The organism is Sutterella faecalis, assembly GCF_006337085.1.
In the GTDB taxonomy this organism is placed as follows: Bacteria; Pseudomonadota; Gammaproteobacteria; order Burkholderiales; family Burkholderiaceae_F; genus Sutterella; species Sutterella faecalis.
Genome location: NZ_CP040882.1, coordinates 2,561,127 through 2,587,388, shown reverse-complemented (window position 1 = coordinate 2,587,388; position 26,262 = coordinate 2,561,127). Strand labels below are relative to the sequence as shown.

General features: G+C 58.4%; 18 protein-coding genes. 12 read left to right on the top strand and 6 right to left on the bottom strand.

Annotated elements, in window-relative coordinates:
* Positions 1–92: 92 nt before the first annotated feature.
* The gene (mfd, locus tag FG381_RS10875) at positions 93–3,779 is read left to right on the top strand and encodes a transcription-repair coupling factor (RefSeq protein ID WP_228025633.1); all 3,687 of its coding nucleotides are present in this window, start codon (positions 93–95) and stop codon (positions 3,777–3,779) included.
* A 112-nt stretch (positions 3,780–3,891) separates the two neighbouring features.
* Here mfd and FG381_RS10870 read toward each other — a convergent pair whose 3' ends face one another.
* The 4 genes from FG381_RS10870 to FG381_RS10855 all read right to left on the bottom strand — a co-directional run bounded on the left by FG381_RS10870 (position 3,892) and on the right by FG381_RS10855 (position 8,086).
* Complete coding sequence (locus FG381_RS10870; protein ID WP_139688806.1) at positions 3,892–4,698, bottom strand: ABC transporter permease; 807 nt, start codon at positions 4,696–4,698, stop codon at positions 3,892–3,894.
* Between the two features lie 45 nt (positions 4,699–4,743).
* The gene (locus FG381_RS10865; RefSeq protein WP_374042082.1) at positions 4,744–5,574 is read right to left on the bottom strand and encodes an ABC transporter ATP-binding protein; all 831 of its coding nucleotides are present in this window, start codon (positions 5,572–5,574) and stop codon (positions 4,744–4,746) included.
* Between the two features lie 69 nt (positions 5,575–5,643).
* The gene (locus FG381_RS10860; RefSeq protein WP_139688805.1) at positions 5,644–6,726 is read right to left on the bottom strand and encodes an ABC transporter substrate-binding protein; all 1,083 of its coding nucleotides are present in this window, start codon (positions 6,724–6,726) and stop codon (positions 5,644–5,646) included.
* Between the two features lie 646 nt (positions 6,727–7,372).
* Positions 7,373–8,086: a GntR family transcriptional regulator gene (locus tag FG381_RS10855; RefSeq protein ID WP_139688804.1), complete on the bottom strand. Its 714-nt coding sequence runs from the start codon at positions 8,084–8,086 to the stop codon at positions 7,373–7,375.
* Positions 8,087–8,322: 236 nt separating this feature from the next.
* Here FG381_RS10855 and FG381_RS10850 point away from each other — a divergent pair, with 236 nt between their 5' ends.
* The 5 genes from FG381_RS10850 to FG381_RS10830 all read left to right on the top strand — a co-directional run bounded on the left by FG381_RS10850 (position 8,323) and on the right by FG381_RS10830 (position 14,753).
* On the top strand, positions 8,323–9,603 hold the full coding sequence (locus FG381_RS10850) for an amidohydrolase (protein ID WP_139688803.1): 1,281 nt from the start codon (positions 8,323–8,325) through the stop codon (positions 9,601–9,603).
* A 53-nt stretch (positions 9,604–9,656) separates the two neighbouring features.
* Positions 9,657–10,847 carry a porin gene (locus tag FG381_RS10845; RefSeq protein ID WP_139688802.1) on the top strand — a complete coding sequence of 397 codons (1,191 nt, stop codon included), beginning with the start codon at positions 9,657–9,659 and terminating at the stop codon, positions 10,845–10,847.
* 21 nt (positions 10,848–10,868) lie between these two features.
* Entirely contained in the window at positions 10,869–12,146 is a 1,278-nt protein-coding gene (gene dcuC / locus FG381_RS10840; RefSeq protein WP_139688801.1) for a C4-dicarboxylate transporter DcuC, read from the top strand.
* Positions 12,147–12,306: 160 nt separating this feature from the next.
* Complete coding sequence (locus FG381_RS10835) at positions 12,307–13,524, top strand: amidohydrolase family protein (RefSeq protein WP_139688800.1); 1,218 nt, start codon at positions 12,307–12,309, stop codon at positions 13,522–13,524.
* Complete coding sequence (locus FG381_RS10830) at positions 13,521–14,753, top strand: L-lactate MFS transporter (protein WP_139688799.1); 1,233 nt, start codon at positions 13,521–13,523, stop codon at positions 14,751–14,753. Before FG381_RS10835 ends, FG381_RS10830 begins: the two co-directional genes overlap by 4 nt.
* A gap of 68 nt (positions 14,754–14,821) precedes the next feature.
* Here the strand turns inward: FG381_RS10830 and FG381_RS10825 are convergent, their stop codons facing one another.
* A complete protein-coding gene (locus tag FG381_RS10825; protein WP_139688798.1) occupies positions 14,822–15,703 on the bottom strand; it encodes a hypothetical protein in 882 nt (293 codons plus the stop codon).
* Positions 15,704–15,734: 31 nt separating this feature from the next.
* Positions 15,735–16,253, bottom strand: a complete 519-nt coding sequence (locus FG381_RS10820) for a YceD family protein (protein WP_139688797.1) — start codon at positions 16,251–16,253, stop codon at positions 15,735–15,737.
* A 250-nt stretch (positions 16,254–16,503) separates the two neighbouring features.
* Between FG381_RS10820 and FG381_RS10815 the strand changes: the two genes are divergently transcribed.
* From FG381_RS10815 to FG381_RS10790, 6 genes are all read left to right on the top strand, one after another.
* Positions 16,504–17,100, top strand: a complete 597-nt coding sequence (locus FG381_RS10815) for a Maf family protein (RefSeq protein WP_139688796.1) — start codon at positions 16,504–16,506, stop codon at positions 17,098–17,100.
* 60 nt (positions 17,101–17,160) lie between these two features.
* Complete coding sequence (locus FG381_RS10810) at positions 17,161–18,006, top strand: SAM-dependent methyltransferase (protein WP_174857868.1); 846 nt, start codon at positions 17,161–17,163, stop codon at positions 18,004–18,006.
* A 21-nt stretch (positions 18,007–18,027) separates the two neighbouring features.
* The gene (locus FG381_RS10805; RefSeq protein ID WP_139688795.1) at positions 18,028–19,179 is read left to right on the top strand and encodes a hypothetical protein; all 1,152 of its coding nucleotides are present in this window, start codon (positions 18,028–18,030) and stop codon (positions 19,177–19,179) included.
* Between the two features lie 349 nt (positions 19,180–19,528).
* Entirely contained in the window at positions 19,529–20,044 is a 516-nt protein-coding gene (locus FG381_RS10800) for a hypothetical protein (protein ID WP_139688794.1), read from the top strand.
* A 279-nt stretch (positions 20,045–20,323) separates the two neighbouring features.
* A complete protein-coding gene (locus FG381_RS10795) occupies positions 20,324–21,691 on the top strand; it encodes an IS110 family RNA-guided transposase (RefSeq protein WP_139687046.1) in 1,368 nt (455 codons plus the stop codon).
* 98 nt (positions 21,692–21,789) lie between these two features.
* Positions 21,790–26,232: an autotransporter domain-containing protein gene (locus FG381_RS10790; protein WP_139688793.1), complete on the top strand. Its 4,443-nt coding sequence runs from the start codon at positions 21,790–21,792 to the stop codon at positions 26,230–26,232.
* Positions 26,233–26,262: the final 30 nt, after the last annotated feature.

Sequence of the window (26,262 nt, the reverse complement as noted above, 5' to 3'; positions counted from 1 at the left end):
CGCAAAATCAGCGCTTCACCTATGGACCGCCCTGCGCAGCATCACGCCGGGCGGGCTTTGGCGTTTGTCTTTCTTCTTCTCTTCGTCATGCCATGACTGACTCGCCCATCCTCTTCAAGGAAAATCTTGCCGCCATCGAACCCGGCGTTCGCCGGAGGCTCGAAATCTCCGCCCAGACAAGCGACGCCGCGGCGATTGCCCGCGCCGCGCTCGAGATGAAAGCGAAGGGCATGCGCGTTCTCGTCGTCTGCGCGGATCCGGCGGATGTGCCGAGGCTCTCGTCCGAACTTCCCTGGTTTGAACCCGAACTGAATGTCAGGCCGTTGCCCGACTGGGAAACGCTCCCCTACGACGTTCTCTCGCCCCAGGAGGACCTCGTTTCCGAACGCCTTGAAACGCTCTACCGCCTCACGGCTCCCACGGGAGGTGCGGATGTGCTCCTTGCTTCCGCGATCACGGCGTCGCAGCGAATGGCACCGGTCTCCTACATTGGTGCGAGCACCTTCTTCTTTCACGAGGGCGAGCGGATTTCGATCGGCGCAATTAAGGAGCGCCTCGCGCTCGCGGGCTACGCTTCCGTGAAGCAGGTTCTTGCCGCCGGCGAATTCGCCGTTCGCGGCAGCATTGTCGACGTCTTCCCTATGGGGTCGGAGCGCCCCTTCCGCCTCGACTTCTTTGACGACGAAATTGAATCAATCCGGTGGTTTGACGTAGAGACCCAGCGCTCGATGGAGGAAACGAAGGAAATCCGCCTCCTCCCGGGGCACGAATTTCCGGTGGATCCGGATTCGCTACTTGCCTTCCGCCAGCGCTGGCGCACGCAGTTTGCGAGCGACCCGAGAAAGAGCCTGGTCTACACCGACATTGAAAAAGGCATTCTCTCGCCCGGCATTGAATACTATCTGCCGCTCTTCTTTGAGTCGACTTCCATCCTCGCCGACTACCTCCCGGACACGACCCGCGTCTTTCTTGTGGGCGACGCTGAAAAGGCGCTCCAGGCCTTCTGGCGCGACATGACGTCGCGCGCGAAGGTCCTTCTTTCCGACATCCTCCGACCGGCCCTCCCGCCTGAGATGCTCTGGCAGAAGCCCGAGGAGTTCTTCAAGTCCCTCAACAAATTCGCGCGCTTCACGGTGGAAAAGCGCAACTCAGCCGCCGACCTTGAGCTCCTCACGGGCGTTGAAGTCGACAGGAAGAGCCAGAACCCGGTTGAAAAGCTCCTTCACCGCACGCAGGAATCCGGCATGAAGGGATGGAGAACGCTCATTTCAGCGTCCTCCCCGGGGCGCGAGGAAACGATGTCGGAGCTCTTCCGCTCGGGCGGCCTCAAATTTTCGCCCGTCGACTCGTGGCGAGACTTCCTCGCTGCCGGCGACAAGGTGAACATCGCCGCGACGCCGCTCTATTCCGGCGCGGTCTTTGAAGAAGAAAAGCTCGTCATCCTCACGGAAACCGAACTCTATGCCGCAAGCCCCCGGCGGCAGCGCCTGAGGCGCGTGAAGCACGCGACGACGCTCGAAATGATGGTGCGCGATGTGGCGGAACTGAAGCCCGGCGACGCCGTCGTTCATGCCGACCACGGCATCGGGCGCTACCGCGGGCTCGTGCGCATGGAAACGGGCGAAGGCGAGGCCGAGTTCCTTGAGATCGAATACAAGAACGAAGCGAAGCTCTTCGTGCCGATCACGAATCTGCAGCTTATCTCCCGCTACGCGGGCGCGGACCCGGATCATGCGCCGCTCCACCAGCTCGGCCGCGGAGACTGGGAGAAGGCGAAGAGAAAAGCCGCCGAAGAGGTGCGCGATACCGCGGCTGAACTCCTCAACCTTTATGCCCTGCGGAAGACCCGCGAAGGACTCAAATTCAAGCTCGATCCCAACGACTACCAGGCTTTCCGGGAGGGCTTCTCCTTCGACGAAACGCCCGATCAGGCGAGCGCCATTGAAGCGGTCGTAAGCGACATGACTTCCGGCAAGCCCATGGACCGCCTCGTTTGCGGCGACGTCGGGTTCGGGAAAACCGAAGTCGCGCTTCGCGCCGCATTCATTGCCGCGATGGCGGGCCGCCAGGTTGCAGTCCTCTGCCCGACGACGCTTCTGGCCGAACAGCACGCCGCCACCTTCCGCGACCGATTCCGCGCATGGCCCGTGACGATTGCCGAACTCTCTCGCTTCCGTACGGGGAAGGAAACCACGAAGGCGCTCGAAGGCCTCGCCGACGGCACGGTCGACATCGTCATCGGCACGCATAAGCTTCTTTCCGACAAGGTGAATTTCAAGAACCTCGGACTCGTCATCATTGACGAGGAGCACCGTTTCGGCGTTCGCCAGAAGGAGCTTCTGCGGAAAATCCGCGCCGAAGTCGATGTGCTCACGCTCACGGCGACTCCGATTCCGCGCACGCTCTCGATGAGCCTCGAGGGGATACGCGACTTCTCCGTCATTGCGACGGCCCCGGAGCGGCGGCTCTCCGTCAAAACGTTCGTGCAGAGCGACCAGGACGGCACGATCCGCGAGGCGATCCTGCGCGAATTGAAGCGCGGCGGCCAGGTCTACTTCCTTCACAACGAAGTCGAAACCATGGAGAACGCGCGGCTTCGGCTCGAAAAGCTCGTCCCCGAAGCCCGCATTGCGGTCGCTCACGGTCAGATGCACGAGCGCGAGCTCGAGCGCGTGATGCGCGAGTTCTATCAGCAGCGCTTTAACCTCCTTCTCTGCTCCACCATTATTGAAACGGGCATTGACGTTCCGTCCGCGAACACCATCATCATCGAGCGCGCGGACAAGTTCGGGCTCGCGCAGCTCCACCAATTGAGAGGCCGCGTCGGGCGCTCGCACCACCAGGCGTACGCCTACCTGCTGACGCCGCCTGACGGCGCATTCACGAAGGATGCGCAGAAGCGCCTTGACGCCATTCAGGCTTTGGAAGACCTGGGCTCGGGCTTCTACCTCGCCATGCACGACCTTGAAATCCGAGGCGCAGGCGAAGTCTTGGGCGAACACCAGAGCGGAGAGATTGCTGAAGTGGGCTACGACCTCTACAACCGCATGCTCATGCAGGCGGTCAAAGCCCTGAAGCGCGGCGAAAGCCCGTCGGTCGACGGGCCCCTCTCGCTCTCAACCGACATCAATCTCCATGCGCCCGCGCTCCTGCCCTCTTCCTATGTCTCCGACGTTTCGCAGCGCCTCGCCTACTACAAGGCGTTTGCATCCGCCGAAGACCGCTACGCGTTGGAAAAGTCGACCGAGGCCCTGGTCGACTGCTACGGGAAGCTCCCCGATCCGGCAAGGCGATTGATCGACATCCACCGGCTGAGACTTCGCTGCGAAGCGATCGGCATCCGCAGAATCGACGCGGCCGCAGCCGGGATCATCATCATCTTTACGCAGAAGCCCAATCTCGATCCGCTCGCGCTCATCAAGTTCCTGCAGTCGAGAACGGATGCGCAGATGCTGGGGCCCGAGAAGCTCAAAATCAAGGGTTCGAGCGACGACCCGGAAAAGCGCCTTGCGATCGTCTATGAAACGCTCGCCCGACTTTCTCCTCAGGGGAGCGGCAGCAGCAACGACAGCGGCACGGGCGAGAGCAGCCCCAACGGAAATGCGTCCTCTTCCAAGGCATCCTCTGGCGCTTTCCCTGCGAAGGCTGCGAAGAAGCCCGCGCAGAAAGCACTGCCCCAGAAGCCCCCTCAGACCACGGCGAATGTGCTCAAGGCTACGCACGGGAGAGGCTCGCGCGGCGGCCATGCGGTCCGGGCGATTGGTCCTCGGCGCGGGTAAGGCAAAGTCTTCTGACAAGCGCGAAAGGACAAAAACGAAAAAGGCTCTGAACTCTTTCCTTTCCGGGAGAAGCTCAGAGCCTTGTTTTTAAAGCCGTGAAGCGAGCGTGCTATCAGCGCCCGAGCTCAGGCTGCCAGCGCATCAGGCGCTTTTCGCAGACCGTAACGATGCGGTCAAGGACGAGCGCACAGGCGGTCAGCACCAGAATGCCTGCCATCACCGTATTCATGTCGAAGGTCGTTTCCGCCTGCAGGATCAGGTAGCCCACGCCTTCTGCCGACCCCAGATATTCGCCGATCACGGCAGCAACGAACGCCATGCCGACCGACGTGTGAAGGCTCGAGAAGACCCAGCTCATGGCTGACGGGAGATAGACGTGCTTCAAGAGCTGCTTCGCGTTAGCGCCCAGCATCCTTGCGGAATTGAGCACCGTCGGATTCACCTCGCGAACGCCCTGGTAGACGTTGAAGAAGACGATGAAGAAAACCAGAGTAAAGCCGAGCGCAATCTTCGAAGCGGGCCCGAGGCCGAACCACACCGCAAAGATCGGCGCGAGAATAACGCGGGGCATGGAGTTCAAGCCCTTGATGAAGGGATCGGCCACCGCCGCCGCCATGGGCGAGAGCGCAAGCCAGAGGCCGGTAGCGAGGCCCGCCACGGTGCCGATCGCAAAGGCCATCACGGTTTCATAGAGCGTCACCGCGAGGTGACGGTAAATTTCTCCCCCGACAAACCAGTCCTTGATCCGCATGAAGATCTCATACGGTTCGCCGAAGAAGAAGGCCGCCTGGCTGTCGTTTGAGAAGAAGAAGGGCGGGATCAGTCCCGGCTTCGTCATCGCCCACCAGAAGACGAAGATGGCCGCGAGAAGTCCCCACTGCCAGATGCGGATTTTGAAGGCGTTCGCGTGATGATTCATTTTCTTTGCCTGCCCCGAGAATCTTTTTTTCTTTAATCGATTGAATCAGATCGCCGCGCGATGCTGCTGATAGGACTTCAGCACCTCATCGCGAAGCACATTCCAGATGGCTGCATGGCATTCGTTGAAGGCGGGCGTCATGCGGATCTCGGCCACATTCCGTGGTCTGTCGAGCGTGATCGGGAAGTCGCCGATCGGGTGCGACGCAGGACCGGCGGAAAAGACCACCACGCGGTCGGACATGGCGATCGCTTCATCGAGGTCGTGCGTGATGAAGAGCACGGCCTTCTTCTTTTCCTGCCAGATGGCGAGAAGCTCGTCTTCCATCAGCTGGCGCGTCTGAATGTCGAGCGCCGAGAAGGATTCATCCATCAGAAGAATGTCCGGATCCGCGATCAGGGTCTGCGCCATCGCGACGCGCTTTCTCATGCCGCCCGAGAGTTCGTGAGGGTAGCGGTCGGGGAACTTTTCGAGCCCCACGCGGGCGAGCCAGCTCATGCCGAGCTCGCGGGCGTGCTTCGGATCCTCGCCCCGGAAGGTGAGGCTCATCGTGACGTTTTCGAGCGCCGTCGCCCAGGGCATGAGGCTCTCGGCCTGGAACATGTAGCCCGCGCGGCGGTTGAGCCCCTGGAGGGGCTTTCCGTAGACGAGCACCTCGCCGTCGGCGGGCTTCAAGAGCCCGGCTGCGGCATTGAGGATCGTCGACTTTCCGCATCCGGTCGGCCCCACGACGCTCACGAATTCACCGTCGCCGATGGAGAAGGAGACGTTTTCCGTCGCGGTATAGATGCCTCCGGGAACAGGGAAGCGGCAGGAAACGTTCTTGAATTCGAGGGCGGGCATGCCGCCCGATTGCGAAGTGGTAGATGCGGACATCACGGATGCCTGAGTGGAATGCGGTTTTAAAAAGTCGGAACGGAGGAAATAGCGTGCTTGCGAGATCCCTTACGCCTTTTTGGCGTTGATGGGCGAAGCTTCAGCAAACTGATTGGCGAAGCAGGCGGCTGCGTCGAATTTGAAGGACGCGAGCGCGGGCGTCACGGAGGAGAGGGCCTTCGCCGCCGCCTCAACGCACCCCGCGGGGAAGCGGCCGTCGGTCGACATCGAGGGACGGTTGTTGACGAAGCAGTGGGCGTAGAGCTCCGGATTCCCCATGAAGGCCTGACGCGGCACGGACTTCATGAGCGTTTCGGGCGTTACCTTCTCGATCACCTTGAGCGAGCGGATGACTGCGTTCGTGAGGCGCTGGACCGTTTCCGGATTCGCCTTCACGAAGGCTTCCGGGGCATAAAGACACCCGCCCACCATCGGGCCGCCGTAGAGCGCATCCGATTCATCCACGCGGCGCGTATCGGTAACGATCGTGATCGCCTTTTCGTCGGTGAGCTGCGTGATGACGGGGTCGAGGCCAACGAGGGCGTCAATCTGACCCGCACGCATGGCGGCAATGGCGCCCGCCCCCGTGCCCACGCCGATCACGGAGAATTCATTGGGCTTCACGCCCGCGTGCTGCATGACGAAATTGGCAATGACGTGCGTGGACGAGCCGGGAGCCGAGACGCCGATGCGGCGGCCCTTCAGCTTCGCCGGATCCTTTTCGTCCTTCATCGTCGTGCGGTTCATGACGAAGACGCACTGAGGCGCGCGGTCCTGAAGCACAAAGGCCGTCATTCGCTGGCGCTTGGTCTGCATCATGAGAGTGTGCTCGAAAGCGCCCGAAACCACGTCGGCGGAACCGCCCACAACAGCCTGGAGCGACTTTGAACCGCCCTGGAAATCGACCACCTTCACGTCGAGCCCTTCTTCCTTATAGAACCCCATCCAGTCGGCGAGCGCCATCGGGAGATAGTAGTAGAGGTTCTTGCCGCCCACGGCAATCGTAACGGACTTCTTTTCGGGTTCCTTGGCCCAGACGCCGCGGGAGAAGGTTGAAGCGGAGATGCCGGCAGCGGCGAGCGTTGCGGCAGCAATGAAGTCGCGGCGGGAGATGGAGGAGAGGAAGGAAGAAGAGAAGGAAGGAGCAAACATGATGGTCATCCGAAAAGAAATGAAGGTTCTTTAAAACCGCAGAGGATGACGCGCTTCACAGGAGCTTCAGGCGATTGGGGCGATTGGGGCGATTTTCTTCGCGCCGCCCGGATCGAGCTCCCGGAAGTCTTCAGGACTTTTTTCAGGAGCCGGCACCTCTGCATTTTTGCGGGGGTTTGGGAGGAAGGCTCTCGACTCTCCGGCTCAAGGCCGGAGGCGATTCAGATGCCGTCCTCCACCCTAAGTCGAAGGCGCAGGAGACCAGCATGGAGAACAAGATGCATCCGGCGGGAAACCGTGCTTTGAAAAGCGTTTGAATGCATCTGCGAAATCTCCAAAATGAAAAGTTGATCTATATGAGTTCTATGGAAAGCGACTGTTCGTTTCCGTTGTCGTGCGGTGAATAATGCACCCATCAGCACCGGGCGGCAATAGTGAAAACATCTCAGAAGCTCCAAATCCTTAGGGAGATCTGCCTAGGAGAAGGATGATTTGTGCAAAAGAGCAGAAAATTCTCTTTGCATCTCGCTCAATTTAAAAATCAGAAAAATATCTCATTATTGCTTTTTAAGGAAATTTTCAATCCAAATCCAAGATACTGCGAAAGTGCACTTCCGCCTTATTCCAGATATCGCATTCTTAGCACTCAAATCGCAATGCGCACGAACCGCGCGTCCGCCCGCTCGATGCGGTATTCGCAGATCCGTCCGTCCGGAAGCCGAGAGGTTCGATGGAGCACGAGCATCGGCGTATGGGGCGGTAGGCAGAGGCTCCGCGCATCGTCGTCGGAGAGCGCTTCCGCGCAGATGCAGTCCGCTGAATGCGCAACCACAATGCCTCCGATCTTTTCGTAGAGCGCATAGATGCTCATATCCTTCGGCCGTTCGAGCAGAACCCTGCGCGTGAGCGAAGGAAAAAATTTCTGCGGCAGGTAGCTCTCGTCGAAGCCCGAGCACCTCCCGTCAAAATTCATTTCCCGCCTCCAGTGGATGACCGGGTCGCCCGGCATGAGCTGGAGCTGCCGGGCAATCTCGTCACTGGCTGGAGAAACATCAAAGAGCACCAGACGGTCCTCATATTCCAGAATGAGGCTCCCGTCGCGTCTCTGAAACCGATGGAACCGGTTCCAGTAGCGCTTGCCGTAATCCACAACGGCAATTCCCTTTCCCTGATGCGTTTCGAGCACGCCTTCGGCGGCGAGCTCCGCCACTGCGCGCCTTACCGTTCCGATGCTCACTTCAGTGAGTTCTGCGAGCTTAGCGAGCGGCGGCAGCATCTCTCCCGCGCGCCAGATGCCCGAACTGATTCTTTGACGAATGAGGAGCTTGACTCTTGCATAGGAAGGGAGCCTGACGGACATTTAGCGGGTCTCCGAAAAAATACTTTGCTAGCAAAGTACGCCTTTCGATCTATCTTGAGAAGACCAAATCTGACTTTAACCAACTGAGAATCGATAAAAATTTATTGGAAATCAAAAGATAAATTAGGACTTAAGGCAAAACCCGAACTTTGCTAGCAAAGAGAACATTCAAGTAGGCAGCCCTGCCTTGTCCGTCAAAAAATGGATGCATCTTTTTTGAAGAGGCACCCATTCCCATGTCCCCAACTGATTCCGACGTCCTCAGCTGTCTCTCTAAAACGCGCAGAAAGCTTCACCAGCATCCGGAGGAAGGCTGGACCGAATTCGAAACCACCTGGTTCGTCGCCGAAGAGCTCCGCAAGCTCGGCTTCCCCATCAAGACCGGCATCGCCAACATTGATCCCCTCCATGCGCTCGGCAGAAGCGAGGAAAAGGTAAAGAAAGCAATTGAACGCGCCGTCGCACACGGCGTTCCGGCGAAGTTCATCGAAGAGGCCGGCGAATTCACGGGCGTCGTTGCCGAGGTCGAAACCGGCCGTCCCGGCCCCGTCACGGCGCTTCGCTTCGATATGGACTGCGTCTGCGTGGCCGAAACCAACTCCCCCGACCACATCCCTGTGAAGGAAGGTTTTGCATCGCAGAACCCGGGCCTCATGCACGCCTGCGGACACGACGCGCATACCTCCGTCGGCCTCTCCGTCGCCCGCTGGGTAAAGGACCATCTCGCGGAGCTCTCCGGCACCATCCGCCTCATCTTCCAGCCCGCCGAAGAGGGCGTCAGAGGCGCTCAGGCCATGACGGCCGGCGGAACGGTGGAAGGCGTCGACTATCTCATCGGCGCGCACATCGGAGGCTTTGCCAAACTGGGCGAAATCCTCATCCTTCAGGGCGGCATTCTTGCCACGACGAAGCTCGACATCAAATTTGAAGGCATCCCGTCTCATGCCGCAGCGGACCCCGAAAAGGGACGAAGCGCGCTCCTTGCCGCCTGTTCGGCCGCCACGATGATTGCCGGCATTCCGCGCCACAGCGAAGGCGACAGCCGCATCAGCATCGGCGTTCTGCACGCGGGCGAAGGCAGAAACGTCACGCCCGCCCATGCCTACATGCAGATCGAAACGCGCGGCATCACGGACCACGTGAACGACTTTCTCACCGAACGCGTGCAGAAAATCGTGGCGGGCGTTGCTGAAGCGAGCGAGGTCAAGAGTTCCGTCACCATCTGCGGCACCTCCATGACGCTCCCCCCGTCGCCCGAACTCCAGGCGGCTGCACTTCAAGTTGCGCAGTCGATCCCGGGCATTCGCGCCGCCTACGACTCCCGCGTAAGCGCCTCTGAAGACTGCACGGTCTTCATGAACCGCGTCGTGGAAACCGGCGGCGAAGCCGTCTTCTTCATGTACGGCGCAAACCACCACGGACATCATCGTCCCGACTTCGACATTCAGGACGAAGCGATGCTGAACGGCTACCGCATGTTCACGCGCATGGTCGCAAGACTCAACGGAAAGAACTGACCCTTCTTCCCCGCTCCCCTTCAACCACTCACCACAAAACCAGGAGAATCCTCATGCATTCGACCACCCGCATCACCCGGACGGCACTTTTCCTCGCCATTGCCGGAGCCTTGGCTTCCGCTGCTCAGGCTGCCGATGTTCAGCTTTACGGCCGCGTTGAAACCGCGCTCTTCTTCCAGAAGGTTGAAAGCGAAGACAATGCCAAGCTGCAGATGGAAAACGGCGCCTCGCGAATCGGCCTCACGATCAACGAAGCGCTCACCGACGACCTCTCCATGCGCGGGTACCTTGAAACCGGGTTCGGGAGCGACGACGGTACGTTGAGCAACACGTCGGGCGGCGCGCCCACGGGCTCCACCATGCTTTTCGACCGCCGCGCGATTCTTGCCGTCAAGTCGAAGACCTGGGGCGAACTCGGCTTCGGCCGCATGGGTACGGTGCGTTCAACGATGGCGCCTTACGGCTGGGGACTCGGCTCTCTCGACCCGTTTGAGACCGCCTATTCCGTCGACTGCTCGATTTCTGGCATGTTCGGCAACGACGCCCGCGGCAACAATTCGATCACCTGGATGTCGCCGAAGGCTGCCGGCTTCCAGGGCGGCATCACGTATTCCCTCGCGACGACCGGTCAGGAAGCGGACGAAACGGGGAAGAACAACCGCCAGCTTGCCCTGATGCTCTCCTACACGAACGGTCCCCTCATGATCGTGACGGGCGCAACCGAACAGCGCTTCGGCTACGACGAGAATCCGTCCGCGACCGATCCCGACAAGGGCAAGAAGTACGACCGCGAAAACGCCCGCGCGTACACCCTCGGCGCGACCTATCAGCTCACCGATTCCGTGAAGCTCTTTGCCGCCTACCAGTATCACGACGACTGGCGCATGGTGGGCGGTTGGAACGTCGACCGCTGGTACGGCTCCGCCGCCCGCCACGGCATTGACGGCTCCACCTACCTCCTCGGCGCGCAGTTCTGGCCTACGGCCAGCATCCGCCTCATCGGCGACGTGATCTACTTTGACGGCAGCCACAAGACCGAAGACGAAAAGATCACGGCCGAACGCACGGTGGTGAACGGCGCTTTCGAGTACTACTTCTCGAAGACCGCAAAGGCCTACGTTGCGCTTTCCTATTCGACGGGTTCTGGTGCGCTCGACAGCGACCGCACCTTCGCGCACTTCGGCTCGAGCGCGAACGACGTGAACCGCTGGACCGGCCACATTGGTCTTCAGAAGCGCTTCTAAATACCGGGAGGAGCATTGGAAATGTCTATCTCAATCTGCGCTGCCGTCGCGATCACGTTTGCCGCCATCTGGGCGCTCGTGAAGCGCATGGAAACGAGACTCGTCCTTCTCACCGCGGGCTTTCTGATGGCCGTCATCGCGCTTGATCCCATGGCGGCCTTCAAGCAGTTCGACAAGTCGATGACGAACGGCGGGCTCATCATTTCGATCTGCTCGGCGATGGGCTTTGCCGCCGTCGTCTCCATCACCCGATGCGACCTTCATCTCGTGGCGCTTCTTACGAAGCCCCTCAAGAAGATGGGCGTTCTTCTGCTCCCGCTCTCCATGATCATCACGGGCATCGTGGCGGTGGCGATTCCCTCCACGGCGGGCTGCTGCGCCGCCGTGGGACCAACCCTGATTCCTCTCCTGCGCCGATCGGGCTTCAGCCCGGCAATGGCCGCAGCGGCAATCGTCGGCTCCATCACGCCGGCAGTCTTCAATCCGGGAAGCGCTCACAACGTCTTCATCGCGAAGCTTGCCGATACCGACGTGATGAGCTTCATCGGGAAATTCAGCACCTACAGTCTCGCGTCCGCCATTTCGGTGATCGTCGTCATGACGGTGCTCTGCTTCGTCTACCGCGACTATGGTGAAAAGCACCGGGTTGATGCCGCCACTCCTGCGGCAACGGAGAAGAAGCTCCCAGAGCTTCCTGCCAAGGCGAACCCCATCTATGCCGTAGCCCCCATGATTCCGGTCGCGATTCTCGTCTGCGCCTCGATCTGGGCGCCGCAGATGAAGCTTTCCGTCGCCACCGCCATGCTGATCGGCACGATCTATGCGCTTGCCGTCACCCGCACGAATCCGGCCGAAGCCGTGAAGCGCTTCTTTGACGGCATGGGCCGCGGCTACGCCAACATCCTCGGCATCATCATCGCCGCCGGCGTCTTCGCCGCAGGCCTTCGCGCCGCAGGCGTGATCGACCTTCTGATCGGCACGATGACGCAGGCGAGCGAAATTGCGAAGATCGGCGCCGCAGCCGGCCCCTTCCTCATGGGTCTTGTCACGGGGTCGGGCGACGCTGCCACCTTTGCCTTCAATGAAGCCGTGACGCCCCACGCCGCGAAGTTCGGTCTTGCCGCCGACTTCCTCGGATACCTTGCGATGCTCTCGGGTCACTTCGGCCGCCTCTCCTCACCCCTTGCGGGCGGCCTCATCCTCGTCGCAGGCATTGCCGGCGTGAGCCCGATCGACATCGTGAAGCGCACGGCTCCGGCAATGATCATCACGCTCATCGGCATCTACTTCTGCGTGTGATTCAATTTCTTCTCCAGGCAGCTCTTCAGAGGGAAGCTTCGATTTCTGAGTCTTTTCGGAGCTTCCCATGAGCTTTCACCAAAGAACTCGAAAAGCGTGCGGCGGGCTGCTTTTTTAAGCGGCTGCACCTTTTCGAGTTCTCTTTTTAAAAATTTCAGACATGTTCGACCTTCTCATCCGCAATGCGGTCATCGCGGATCCCCTCTCGGGATTTATGGGGAAAAGCGACGTTGCCGTAGAGGACGGATTGATTGCAGAGTTTGCGCGGACGCTCCCCGCCGAGAGCGCCCGTGAGACGCTCGAAGGAGAGGGCCTCATCCTTCAGCCCGGCATCGTGGATGCTCGCCTTGCGCTTTCCCTGAAACGATTCGACCCGCACGCCGCCGTAAAAAGCGGCACGACCACGCTGATTGCCGGAGCTTCCTCAACGGGATGTCTGCTTAAGGGCCTTGCAGAGAAGAGCTGCGGCCTCACCGTCGCCATTCTGAAGACGATGCTCCCCGGAGAAAACATCTCCGGCCCGAACCCGACTGCGGGAGAGATCGAAGCCTTCATGGAAACCGCGCTCGAAGAAGGTGCATTCGGGATCAAGCTCCTTGGCGCTCACTTTTCTCTGACGCCCGAAGCAACCGGAAGGTGCTTAGAAGCATCCCAAAAACTCGGCGCATGGATCTCCGTACAGGCTGGCAAAACGCAATCCTCCGGCACGCCCTTAGAAAGACTCGAGGAAGTCGTCCGCCTTGCGCACGGAATCCCGTTTCTCCTCACCCACCTGGATGACTTTTCAGACAACCCCGACCGAACGGCCGCACTGCTCGAAGCCCATCCGGAAATCATCACGGAAATCTGCTTTGAGGAACCGGATGAATGCCTGCTTCCTCACGCTCTTGCCGGAAAGAAACGCAGCGACGGAAGCTTTCTTATTGATTTCATGAGTTCTCAAGACTTGACCGCTGACGGCGGCTCGGTTCTCAATTACGGTTGGACATTGATGGAGCGCAGGATTCTGACGCCGGTTGAATTCGCCCGCCGCACGGCGCTCCTTCCAGCTCGTGCGCTCGGATTCGCCGCCAAAGGCTTCATTGCCCCGGGAGCGGATGCCGACTTCGTGCTCTACGACCCGAAGACGGGCAAAGCCGTTCACTCATTCGCGTGCGGGAGACCCATTCTCCAGAACGGCGTCGTTGTCGGGAAAGGCGGGATTGTCCTAACAACTGCCGAAGGCGAAGATGCAGTAGAAAGACATGACCTCTGCGCGCATGCCATTCCCGGAGGCGTACCGAAACTCTCACGCACGCTTTCCGGTCCGACGCTCGGATTCAATCCAACGCTTCCCCTGATTTTCCCCGAAACACCCCGCGCAGGAAGAAGAATATGAACCTCCTCAAAAAACGCTGGCTCCTCCTTACCGCCGCGTGCGTCATCAACCTCTGCGCCGGATCGATCTATGCCTGGTCGGTCTTTGCGCCGCCCCTTGCCGAGCGCCTCTCCCTCATCACCGGCACTGCCGTCACGGCAGGAAGCCTCGCCGCAGCCTTCAGTCTCGCCAACGGCATTGCGCCCATTCCGATGATCCTCGGCGGCTGGATCAACGATCGCTTCGGACCGCGCGCCATCATTCCCGCAGGCGGCATTGTGATGGGGCTCGGCTTTTATCTCGCCGCCACGGCCGTGACGCCGCTCGAACTCATCCTCGGCTACGGGCTGGGGTTCGGCCTGGGACTCGGGCTCGTTTATGGGTCGAGCGTCAACACCACGCTCAAATTCTTCCCTGACCACAGAGGATTGGCTGGCGGCATCGCCACGGCGGTTTACGGGCTGAGCTCGGTGATTCTTCCTCCCGTCGCGCATGCGCTCATTGAGACGGAAGGCATTGAAGCCGCGCTCCTCACGCTGGGCGGCGTCTTCGCGATCGTGATCGTCGCAGGAGGTCTTCTCCTCGAAAAATGCCCGGACGCTTTTGCAAAGCAATTCACTGCTGCCGCACCCGGCAAACAGATGGCAGCGGAAGAATGCGACTGGCGCGGAATGCTTCGATCAACGCGCTTTCCTCCCATGGTGGCGCTCATGCTCTGCGGCGCCATCCCCGGGATGATGATCATCTCGCACTGCTGGAGTCTCGCGAAGGATGTGGTCGGGCTCGACGCGGCAGCCGCCTCCGCAATGGTTTCCATGCTGGCGCTCGCAAACGTATTCGGTCGACTTCTGGTCGGCGCGCTCTCCGACAAATTCGGACGTCTTGCGTCGCTCTCAGGCGCCCTCATTCTCACAATTCTGGCAACTGTTCTGCTTTCGCTCTCAGACCAGAACGCCCATCTGCTCTTCTCTGCGGGCATTCTTGCGATCGGCCTCTCCTTCGGGGCCTTCATGGGCATCTATCCGGGCTTTACCGCAGAGGAGTTCGGCGCGAAAAACAATTCCGTCAACTACGGGATCATGTTCTCGGGCTTTTCGGTCGCCGGATTCGCGGGTCCCATGGCGATGAATATGCTCAAAGAGGCGGGAATGAGCTATCAGACGATCTGCCTCCTCGCCGGCACGCTCGCGATTCTCGGGCTCGGCTTTGCCTATCTGTTCGTTCGTGCGAAGAAAGCTGCCTATTCATGATGATGGATATCGAGAACCTTCGCCGCAGGCGGTTGACGTGCTTGGCGGCGATGGTCCCTGGAGCAGGTTCAGAAGAGCTTTCCCTGATACGGCTTCTCCTTGTGTTCATGCACTTTGGTAATCGCATACTCAATTGTTATGCGGCCGCCGAGCATCACCTGTCTTGAATGCAGATCGACCTTCAGAAGATCCCCCTTTCCGAACCTTTCTGTTCCCTGATTAATCTTTGCAATGAAGTCAGGATCATCAATAGTGACGGAAATAGAATTCCGCTCACCCAGCGAGACGCGTAATTGCTTCCCCACCTTGAAGGCGGTCGACTCAACCTGCACAACGGCTGGAATGGTGTTTTCGGTGAGCACCGTCAAAGCTTCTGAGGCTTCGAATCCAACCGCCTCCGAAGAATCGAGCTCAAAAAGCTTCTCTGGCGTACTGACGGTTAGCTTGTCTATACCAGTCTGATGAAGCGGCTCTGCAACCTTTAAGCATGCCTCATTGCACGTCTGATCTTTAAATCCAAGGTAAGCGAAATAGTTGATTACCAGCGTTTTGTTTTCAACTATCACCGATACCGATTTCGCATCAGGCGCAACTTTAAATTCTGCATTGCTACGGCCCTGAAGCCATTTCTTGAGGATCAGTATCTCAATGAGGCAGTCGACCAGCGTTTTCGCATCACAGACGTTTGTCGCGCCGTCCCCGGAAACAAGTTCCGCAACCTGAAACAAGAAATCCGGTGAGAGCGTCAGATTGAAGCCAAAGCTTCCGCCGGTGCAGGCATTGACGGTGAGATCGACTTTGGCTCCGTCTCCGTTGATCAGGCGATTCAGCCTGTCGATGGCAGTGCTCAGCGCGAGGAGTGACGGCGCCAGGTCCTTCACGCACGCCGCGTGATTTTGAAGTGCACTGCCGGCAAACGTTAGTCCCAGGGAATAAGAGCTCTTCTGCATCACTGCTTCTTCGCTCAGAGCTCTTTCTCTTTTAAGAATTTCCCTTGTTCTTCAAAGCCGCAAGCGCAGCAAACGGATTCGGGCGCTTCTCTTCCTCCGCTTCAGGCTCATCCTCCCAGACGGGCTTCTCTTCGCAGCCGTCCTCATGCACGGCCATGCGCGGGAGGGACAGAATGGCTTCTTCCTCCACCCAGTCTTCAAGGTCGAAGTGCCTCGAGCCGACGGCGACATCTTCGCCTTCCTCGTCGTCTTCGATCGGAAGGGCGTTGGCTTCGGCTTCAGTCTTCACAAAACGGAAGACTGCTTCCGATTCAATGTGAACCGTGACGGGCTTGTTGCACCGCGCGCAGAACATATCCACGTCGCCTTCCATGGAAAGCGTGGCGGCGGGAAGTCCGCGGATTTCACCCTCGCCCGACGCAGCAAACTTGATCACGCCGCGATCGGTCGCGAGAAACGTGCAGAGCTGCGGGAGGTTCTTCACAGGAACCTCACCTTCAAGCTCCTCTTCTCTTTTGCAAAGTTCGAAAATATCAACGTACTGCGTCATTCTTCTGCCTTTTATCCTGAGCGTGTTCTCTGCGAACTGTGTTTTCCCCTGCACCCAGAGTTCTCAACGCTCTTCGGGGGTATTTGGGACCCGAGCTCATCCTTGATGAGGTCGCTCGCGGTTCCCCGCGAAGTCTACCGATCCTGAGGAAGCCGGCACCGAAAGATTTGCGATTTTTAACGAGGAGGCTGCGCATTAAAAGACACGCGCCTTCGAAAGCGCATGAGAGCGCCGCTAGAATTGAGCCACTATGACCAAACAGCTCATTCTTGCCTCGAGCTCCCGCTACCGCCGCGAGCTCCTCGACCGTCTCGGCCTTCCCTATCTTGCTGAAAGCCCCGACATTAATGAATCGTCTCTTCCCGGAGAAACGCCCCGCGAAACCGCGCTTCGCCTCTCCGAAATGAAGGCCCGCGCCATCTGGGAGAAGCACCCCGGATCCGTTGTGATCGGGTCGGACCAGACGGCAAACCTTCTGGGTGAAAAGCTCGGCAAACCCCATACCCGCGAGCGCGCGATCGAGCAGCTCTCCCGCATGCAGGGAAATACCGTCGTCTTCGCCACCGCCCTCTGCGTGATCGACGCCGAAGGAAATGCGAAGAAGCTTGAAAGCCTCACCACGATCCGCATGCGGAAGCTCTCCCGCGAAACGATCGAAGCCTATGTCGACCGCGAGAAGCCCTTCGACTGTGCGGGTTCTGCCAAGATCGAAAAGCTCGGCATTGCACTCATGGCTTCGGTCGAATCCGACGACCCGACCTCCCTGATCGGTCTTCCGCTCATGAAGCTCACGACACTTCTTGCCGAAGCCGGCATTGAGGTGCTCCCCGGAATTCTTGAGGACTGATCCGTCAGCTCACGATTCCCCTGGAAGCCGTTCTTCTCTTTCTCCCCAAGGCGTCTTTTCATGTCCGGAACGCTTTACCTCATTCCCTGTCCGATCAGCACGAGTGCGCCCGAGGAAACCATTCCTCAGCGCACGCTCGAGGTTGCGCGGTCGCTCGACTACTTTCTCGTTGAAGCGGCCCGGACGGCCCGGGGAACGTTGAAGAGCATGGGGCATCCTCAGCCCATTTCAACCCTCACGATTGAGGAGATCGGACACGACCCGGAGGCGGGAAAAATCGACGCCTGGCTGGCTCCCGTCGTTGAAGGACGAAGCGCCGGGATTATTTCCGAGTCGGGGTGCCCCGGCATCGCCGACCCGGGAGCGCAGATCGTTCAGCGCGCGCACGAACTCGGAATCTGCGTCGTGCCCCTTACGGGCCCGAGCTCGCTTCTTCTAACGCTCATGGCTTCCGGGCTCGACGGCCAGCGGTTCCGCTTCCTCGGGTACCTTCCCATTCATGAGGATGAAAGGCGCGCTGCGATTCTCGCGGCCGAAGCCGCGAGCCGGGCAAGCGAAACGCAGCTCTGCATTGAAACGCCCTATCGAAACACGGCCTTTCTCGCCGGACTCATTGAGACGCTTGCTCCTACAACGCGACTTACCGTAGCGCTCGACATCACGGGGACGAGCGAAAACATCCGCACGAAGACGGTTGCCGACTGGAAGAAGACTTCGGAAGAAGAACGCACGCTGCCGAAAATCCCCTGCGTCTTTGCCTTTCTCGCGGAGCCCAGGGAAAGCCAAGCGCCGCGCTATGCGCCCAGGAACGCTGCCCGCAAAGGCATGGCCCAGACGCTCTCCCGCGGCAAGCCTCAGGGGGAAAAGCCCTTCCGAAAAAAGCGCCCGTCTTCCAACCGCTCCTGACGGAAACACAAGGATTAAGGCATGCAGGCACTCTGGCAAGAGCTTCTCGACTTCGCACAAACCCCCGCGGGACTTCTGATCCTCGCGGCGGCAGCCTTCGTGCTTGCGAGCTTTCTGATTACGGGACTCATCTTCTTTATTGCGTCGCTCTTTAAGAAGAAGAGCCCGCTTGCCATTGACGCGCCGGAAGATTCTGCTTTAACCCAGCCTTCGCAAGAGCCTCCCTCCGCCACCGGAGATCCGCTTGAAAGCTTTGACCGCCGGGCGCTCAAGGCTCCGATCGCACTCGCGCGCCTTCGCGCCCAGGGCCCGGACATTACGGAAGCCGCTGAACCCATGATGCCCGGGCGCGCTCCTGAGGCTGCGGCTCCCGTAAGAGATGTGAAGGAAGAAGAGAAGGCTCTCCCCCAGCCTGCGGCAGCATCGGCTCCGGCAACGGATCCCGCACCCGAACCGTCCCAGCCCGCACCCTTTGCTTCCGCTCCGATAACGCCGAAGCTTCCCGATCCTTTCGGGCGGGCGAATTTTCTGCTGACGCTTCCTTTCGAGAGGCGCGTCGGCCTTTCCATGGCGCATGCGGATCTCTGCGGCGCCGGCATTGAAGCCGTCTTCTTCGATCCGGAAGCCGTATCCCGCTGGGACGATGTAACGCTTCGCCTGGTGCCGTTTCTTCCTCAGGGAAGCGGCAAGCTCTTGATTACTGAATCCGATCGGGAAACCTTCTCCTCCGGCGACCTTTTTGCGCAGCCCGATGCTGTGATTGAACTCTCTTCCGGTCTCATCGCGCTCGAATACAAGTCGAAGGGCGGCCGGTCCGAGGATCCCCTCCGCTGGGCGGAAGCCATGCGCACGAAGGATATTCTGCAGACCGTCATCAATGCACTGGTTCTCTCTGCAGAATCCGGGCGCCCGTCGGCACCGGTTCTTCGCACGAACAATGCAGTTTTCTTCATTCGCCCATCCCAAGATCTTCGCAAGGTGATTGAAGCGAAGCTCGGAGATGCGAAGCAGTTCCTGTCGCTCTCAACGAACGGCAGCGGCACAACCGGCATCAGTGCGTCCGACTATGCCGAGCTTCTCACGCCTATCGTGGCGAAGCTTTTTCCGAGACCGATGTCGTCCGGATCGCTCATCGGCATGAAGGCGCATGAGGAGATGCTGGCGCGTCGGTGAGATTTCCTGAGGGATCGACTTTTTCTAGGAATTTTATATTTTATTACATAAAATACTTATTATTTTTAAGGTTGAGTTGGAAGACGTGGCAGATCGCCAACATTAGCAAACTCGGGTTTATACTACACATACTAAATTCTCTTTATTTTGCGAAATACAGAGAAATTATCTTCATTACTAGGGTTAACCCCCCCCCCCGATCTGTGCATTTTCTTAGGATCAAGCCTGTGCCTGCGACTGCTCGGCTTCTCCTCGAAGAAATGAGCCTAAGCGGGCATGAGCTTTTTCTCCTTAGCGGGGGAAACAAGAAAGCTCACCAAAATCAATTGATTTGGAGTTAACCCAAAAAATGAATAAGACATTCAAAGTGGCTCGCTCGCTGACGCGCGGCACAGTCGTGACAAGCGAAAAGGCTTCTTCCTATCAGGGCAAGGCCGTGAAGACGGTTATCGCTGCGGCGGTGGCATCCCTCGTCGCTGGTGCGGCGATGGCGGCTCCTACAGCCGTTGACGGTACTGTGGATATCATGGGTTCGCTCGTGGTCTCCACTGACAAAGGAGCAACCTCCTATGTGGGTACTGATGTCGAAAAGACGGTTTCCGACAAAACCACCGCATGGGACAAAGATACCGACACGCTCGGCCAATCCTCTAAGGTTGTTTTGAAGAACGGCCACCTCTCCGTCGCCAACACGACAACCACGCCTGTCGACTCCATCGACGGCACTGGTACGGTGACGGTTGATGCGAGCACCGCTGACACCACGTTGGCTGAACAGACCGGCTTCTCTGAAGGCAAGAACCACATCCACACCGCTCTTGACATCAACATGACGGCTGCGGATGGTGAAAATCGTGATGAGTAAAGGGCTTCCTCACCCTCTATCATGAAAGATGAGGAAGCCCTCGGCGCGCGACCTGTCTGCGTACGTTTTTTTGGTAACGTTTCTGACGCTTGCCGTCAAAAAATTGCAGCGGAACTTTCGCACCCTATATTGCTCTGTTCGCTGGCTTGAACGCTGGTGACTAGGCGTGTGGAAAAATGAGCGTAGCTTCCGGGTGGTTGCTGCGTCTACCTGTTTCTCCAACATCTTCGTGGTTGCCAGGGCTTCCTCGAACCCCAATCATTTCTTAATGGAGGGGCTATGAGTAAGTCTAACCGTACCGATACGCCATTGCGAGCTGCCCGTGCGCAGATCAGTAATCCCGAAATTACTGTTCACGCGATGTACCGCTCGGCAATAGGCATTGACGTTCATCTCAACCTACTCGTCTGCTGCCATCAGAAGCAGGTTGCAGGTCATCGTGAACAATCTGAGAGCCGGGATTTCAATACCGACCGCGCAAGCATCGATGCTTTCGCCGCCTGGTGCCGTGAATGCAATCCCGACATCATCCTTATGGAATCAACCGGGTCATTGTGGCAGAGCCCGTACGAAGCCCTCGAGAGAGCCGGCTTCACTTCTGAGCAGCTGGCTCTGATCAATGCCCGCGACGCCAAAGCGGCAGCCGGCCGCAAAACGGACCGCAAGGACGCATCACGTCTGGCGTCTCTTGCCCGAACGGGAAACTTCAAAAAATCCTTCGTGCCGGAGAAGGCCTTTCGTCTGCAGCGCGTCATTTCACGTGATCTGCAGAAGAACAGGAATGACATTTCCCGAACTTCCAATCGTTTCGGCAAGTCTCTGAATCTCACCGGATGCCGGCCTACAACGGTATTCAGCGACATCCGCGGAGGCAAAGCTGCCAGCCTCATACTGATGGCCAAGCTCAGAGATGATCCGCACTTGTTTGATGTCATCAAGCAAAACAGCCGCCGGCTGCGGGCAAGCCCTGAGCAGATCATGCAGGCGCTCAACTTCGAAATCGAGCCGATGATGAAGGAGCAGATTCTGGCGCTCCGGAAAAAGATCGATCAGCTCGAGGAGTACGACCGAAGCACTTTCGAAAGGCTCCGCCAGCTGCAGGCTCCCTACGAGAAGGACATCCAGCTGCTCATTACCATAACGGGAATTCAGGAACGCTCGGCCCGCATGATTTACGCCGAACTCTGTGCGGATTTGAAGGACCACTTCCCCACGTCAGAGCAGTTTACTTCCTGGCTCGGCATTTGCCCGGGGGACAACACATCTGCCGGCAAACAGAAAAGTGGAAAATGCCCGAAAGGGAACAAACACCTGAGGCGCACGCTGATTGAAGCCGCCAGAGGACTTGTGGTCGGCGGTACCGCTGCGCTGAAGGAAAAATTCCAGGTGCTCAAGATGCGGCGCGGCTACAGGCGTGCCATGGTCGCCTTCGCACACCTGCTCGCACGCATCATTTATTCCGTTCTCACTCATCAGAAAGGCTTTGAGCCTTACCAGTCAACGGCGTTTCGGGACACCTTGATGGAACGAGCAAAGAACGGCGTAAAGCAGTTGCTGAAACTCAAAGGAACGAAATACGTGATCGCTGACGGCCTAGTTGTGGAGACGAAAACGGGTGCGATCCTAGGCGCAGTCGTCAGCAGTTAGCGTAGCTTCAGCAGCCTGAGAAGCAGCAGATACCATGCTGGACGTTCTTGTGAGAACGCCCGCAGGGAAGGTCGCGCGCCGAGGGCTTCCTATCTTTCGTGGAAAAAAACGGGACTGCTGCAACGCTCACGCTTTCCGGTTCCGATACGCGTGTGTTTGCGTCCGGCACTCTGAAGACCACGACTGCTGCGTCTGAAAAGCATGATGTTGCTGGTAAAGCTACTCTGACCGCGACCGGTAATCTCGTTTTCGGCGTTGCTGACAAGAAGGGAACGAACGGTACTATCGATAAGCCCGGCACGGAATACAACTTCGATATTGGTCTCAACACCACCGTTTCGGGGGCCAACGTTGATTACCTGAAGGGTAATATCAAGGTTGCTGAAGGAAAGGAACTTTCCCTGGTCAGCACCACAAAGACGACCATCGAAGAAGGCGTCGTTTTCGCTAATGCCGGCACGGTTACGCTCTCCGGCGCGAGTGTTGACTTTAATGCCGACTATGCCGCTGAACAGAACTCCGGCAAGCTCGTCGTTGAGGGCACTACGTCCATCGGCGGCGCCATCATGGGCGGTGAAGTCCGCCTGGCTGACGATTTTGCGAAGGATAAGAATAACAAGATTGATGATGCCGCTTTCGTCCTTCTTAAGAACGGCGCGACGGTCACAGAAGATGGCTCGATCAATGCTACTCAGCTCACCTTTGCTGGCGACAAGGCTCTTGACGTAAAGGGCACTGTTGAAACAGCCGCTACAGTTGTTTCTGCCCCTGGTGCCTCTGTTACCGTCTCTGGATATGAAGATCCAGATAACGCCTCCAATACGCTCTATGGTTCGGCGAACCTTGGTGCTATCACAATTGAAGATGCTACCTCTGCCGCCGACTTTACGCTTACGAATGGAAACAACAAGGTCGACGTTACCGCTGAATCGCTGACGATTGAAGCGGGCGTTTCAGCTGATAAGACAACAGCGGGTGCTTTTACCCTCGCTGAAGGCGGCCTCACGCTCAATACCGTTAGCATTGCTTCCGGTGGCAAGGTTACGGTCTATGACGATACCAACCACAGCTCGGCAGCCAAAGCAAAGCTGACTCTCGCGTCTGGCGCCTCCACTAATGCCGGCACTATCTCGCTCGGCACCAGCGGCTCCCTCACGATCGCTAAGGATGCGGTGCTCACGAATGCTTCTGGCGGTTCGGTCGGTGAGGCCAACACGTCTGGTTCCATCTCTGTTGCCGGCCAACTCATCAACTACACAGCTGGCGCTACCGCGGATAAAGATGTCAACGGTACGATCAGCGCTGAAAAATTGACGATCGCCGAAGGCGGTCTTGTCAGCACGACACTTGCTGCTGCCAACTATGATGTGGGCACGACGACGATCGCTGAAGGCGGCGTTCTGAAGACGGCGCTCAATGTTCAAGCGGACGGCACTGAACCTGTGCCTGCCGAAAAGAAGCCCGCAACCGCCCTTGGTCTGACGACGAACTTTGTGCTTGCTGGCGGCACGATCACTGATCGTAACGATGCCGTCATCTCTGACTTTGTCGTTAATGCCGCGACCGCCTCTCTCGCCGTCACGGCTGATCAGGAACTCAAGTCCGTTTACGTCAAATCCGGTGCCTTCTCCATTGAATCGGGCGCCGCTGTTACGGTTGGCGATCTGAGTGTTGAGAACACTGCTGGCAATTCGGCAACGGTGAGCGGTGCGAGCAACCTCACGATCGGGAAGCTCACCACTAAGGGGACGAACGGAATTCTGACTGTGACGGACGGCACAGTCACCACCACCCTCCATGGCATTGGTCTGAAGGCTGGCACTTCCAATACTCTCGCTGCGGATAGTTCTTCTGGAGCCGGCAGTGTTGACGCCAATACCATTAAGCTCGACCAGAATGGCATCCTCGTACTAACGGATTACGCTGAGTCTGAGGCTACCTTTACGAAGGACACTCTGGAAACGAATTTGACCTCCAAGATCGTTAGCGCCAATGATGCCTTTAAGGGTGTAATCGATCTCGGCAACGTCACGGTGTCCAACGTTAAAGTCAATAGCTCTGATCGCTATGCCTACAAGGACATGATCAAGGGCCTCACGACAACGACTTATAAGTCCGCGTCGGTGGAAGCTGATGGCGACGCATTCAACCGCTCTGAGAGCTTCGGCAACATCTACACGTCGGGGAAAGATCTTACGGTCACCACCGGCACCCTCACGCTCAACAAGGCTACCGAAAAGGAAGGCTTCCTTGTTTGGCATGAAGTGACCTCCGGTACGGGCACCTCCGCCACGAAGACCCCGACCGTTTCGAATGTGAAGCTTGGTGATAGCGGCGCTCTGGTTGTCACTACAACCGGCGAAGTCGGCAATGTTACGAAGAATAACGGCGTCTCCCATACCAAGCTCTCCGTCACTGCTGACGGCGATCTGACGACGAAGAGCATCAACGTTGATACGCTCAATGTTGACGGCAAACTTACGATCGCTGGCGTTGAATCCGGCTCGGCCTACACGGTTGCGACCGGTACGCTGAACGTCGGTGAAGGCGCTACGTTCTCGGCCGCCGCCAATGACGTCACGGTCAATAACACCGGTGACACGTACAGCTATGATGCTGCCACGAAGACTTTCAAGGAAGTCTCGACCATTGCCGGTACCGCAGTCGTCAACAATCTGGCGATCGCGGGCGACATGCTCGTGACCAACTCGCTGAAGGTCAACGATACGCTGACTGTCGCTTCGACGAAGACGCTCTTTGTCGGCACGGATGAAGCCGCTGGTACGGTCTCTGTAGCGAAGCTCGGCGAAAACAGCAAGATCTTCGCTGATCCGGAATTCGGTACCGCTCCGTCCAAGGTCGCTGTGGGCTATGGTGCTGTCACATCGTCCGCTACCGCTGGCCGCAATGCCATCCTTTCGCTCGGCACGACGGACGCCACTGAATTCGATGAGAACGATCTCCTCGAACAGACTGGCTTCACGCTTGCTAAAACCACGGGTGAAGATGACAATCCGTCCTACGTCACTCGCACGGTCAACTCCGTTCTTTATGTCACCGGCACCGATACCTACCTCGGCAGCGCTGCAGCTACATCTGCTGATGCAACGGATTACGTTGACGTCACCAATGGCCTTCAGTCTCGCAACAACGTTTACATTGCTGGCAACAGCATGCTCGCCTTCGACGCGAACAAGGTGAACGCCAAGGGTGAAGTTGCGCTCTTTGACAAGAATGTGTCGATTGACAGCGACGCCGTCGTCTACATTGCCAATGCAGCGAACGGCCAGCAGTTTAAGCTGTCTGCTGGTGAACTTAACTCTGGTAATGGCTTCTACTCTGACACCGTCTTCCAGGGCGATGCGCTGATGGAAGTCAAGGACGTTGAAGACACGTCGAGCACGATCACGATCGGCATGCAGAAGGATCTCAACAAGATCGGCTTCACGGGTGCCGCCGCTGAGATGGCATATGCCTATTTCGAGGAAGGTGCAAACCTCAACAACACCTCGAAGTCTGCTGAGTTCCTCAACACCCTGCTCTCGTCCTACTCCTCGCCCTTCTTCAATTCGAAGGATGATATCGAGTTCGACTATGCCGGCATCGTTTCCGCTCTGAACGCGGGTGCAGCCCTCGGCGCCACGACGGGCGTGCAGACGATGACGATGGATGCCGTCAATCAGATGGCTGACACCGTTGCCGACCGCACCTCTGTCCTCACGCAGCGCGGCCAGGGCGTCAACGTCTGGGCTGACGTGAACGGCGGTAAGTTCGAAGCCAAGACCCTCTTTGATGGCGCGGGCTACAGCTCCGACATCTACTCGGGCGTCCTTGGTCTCGACTACCAGTTCAGCTGCAACGCCGTCCTCGGTGCTGCGCTGACGATCGGCACGGCTGACACCGACAGCAAGAATTCGGCCTTCAAGGCTTCGACCGATTCCGACCTCGTCGGCTTCTCGATCTACGCTTCGAAGACCTTTGCCGACATCTGGAACGTCTCTGCTGACATCGGCTACCTCCAGGCCTCGAACGAAGTAAAGGCCAACGGCTACGGCTTCAACTACAAGTTCGACCAGGACACCGATGCCTGGACGGTCGGCGTCCGCGGTGAAGTCCTCACGAAGGCTGGCTCCGTCAACATCGTTCCGCACGTTGGTCTTCGCTACACGGCGCTCTCCACGGACGGCTTTGAAGCTGCCTACGTTACCGACATCGACGACCAGAACATCTTCCAGATGCCGGTCGGCGTGACGGTCTCGGCTGACTTCGAAACCTCCGGCTGGACGATCGCTCCGAAGTTCGACCTCTCTGTCGTTCCGACCTTCGGCGACAAGGATGCGGACCTCAAGCTCGGCGTCACCGGTGCTTCCGCTACGACCGACTACGCCGTCCGCGTGATCGACTCGAACCCGGTTCAGGCTCAGCTCGGCGTCAATGCGACGAACGGTGCCTGGGGCTTTGGTCTCAACTACAAGCTCGGCGTCGGTTCGGATGACCGCATGAACAACTCGTTCAATGCCAACGTCCGCTACGCGTTCTAAGTCTCTCTGAGACTCTGCCCCTGAAGCTCG

Coding starts and splice junctions, on each gene's coding strand:
- mfd (WP_228025633.1), top strand. CDS start 93: ATGACTGACTCGCCCATCCTCTTCAAGGAAAATCTTGCCGCCATCGAA.
- FG381_RS10870 (WP_139688806.1), bottom strand. CDS start 4,698: ATGAATCATCACGCGAACGCCTTCAAAATCCGCATCTGGCAGTGGGGA.
- FG381_RS10865 (WP_374042082.1), bottom strand. CDS start 5,574: ATGTCCGCATCTACCACTTCGCAATCGGGCGGCATGCCCGCCCTCGAA.
- FG381_RS10860 (WP_139688805.1), bottom strand. CDS start 6,726: ATGTTTGCTCCTTCCTTCTCTTCTTCCTTCCTCTCCTCCATCTCCCGC.
- FG381_RS10855 (WP_139688804.1), bottom strand. CDS start 8,086: ATGTCCGTCAGGCTCCCTTCCTATGCAAGAGTCAAGCTCCTCATTCGT.
- FG381_RS10850 (WP_139688803.1), top strand. CDS start 8,323: ATGTCCCCAACTGATTCCGACGTCCTCAGCTGTCTCTCTAAAACGCGC.
- FG381_RS10845 (WP_139688802.1), top strand. CDS start 9,657: ATGCATTCGACCACCCGCATCACCCGGACGGCACTTTTCCTCGCCATT.
- dcuC (WP_139688801.1), top strand. CDS start 10,869: ATGTCTATCTCAATCTGCGCTGCCGTCGCGATCACGTTTGCCGCCATC.
- FG381_RS10835 (WP_139688800.1), top strand. CDS start 12,307: ATGTTCGACCTTCTCATCCGCAATGCGGTCATCGCGGATCCCCTCTCG.
- FG381_RS10830 (WP_139688799.1), top strand. CDS start 13,521: ATGAACCTCCTCAAAAAACGCTGGCTCCTCCTTACCGCCGCGTGCGTC.
- FG381_RS10825 (WP_139688798.1), bottom strand. CDS start 15,703: ATGCAGAAGAGCTCTTATTCCCTGGGACTAACGTTTGCCGGCAGTGCA.
- FG381_RS10820 (WP_139688797.1), bottom strand. CDS start 16,253: ATGACGCAGTACGTTGATATTTTCGAACTTTGCAAAAGAGAAGAGGAG.
- FG381_RS10815 (WP_139688796.1), top strand. CDS start 16,504: ATGACCAAACAGCTCATTCTTGCCTCGAGCTCCCGCTACCGCCGCGAG.
- FG381_RS10810 (WP_174857868.1), top strand. CDS start 17,161: ATGTCCGGAACGCTTTACCTCATTCCCTGTCCGATCAGCACGAGTGCG.
- FG381_RS10805 (WP_139688795.1), top strand. CDS start 18,028: ATGCAGGCACTCTGGCAAGAGCTTCTCGACTTCGCACAAACCCCCGCG.
- FG381_RS10800 (WP_139688794.1), top strand. CDS start 19,529: ATGAATAAGACATTCAAAGTGGCTCGCTCGCTGACGCGCGGCACAGTC.
- FG381_RS10795 (WP_139687046.1), top strand. CDS start 20,324: ATGAGTAAGTCTAACCGTACCGATACGCCATTGCGAGCTGCCCGTGCG.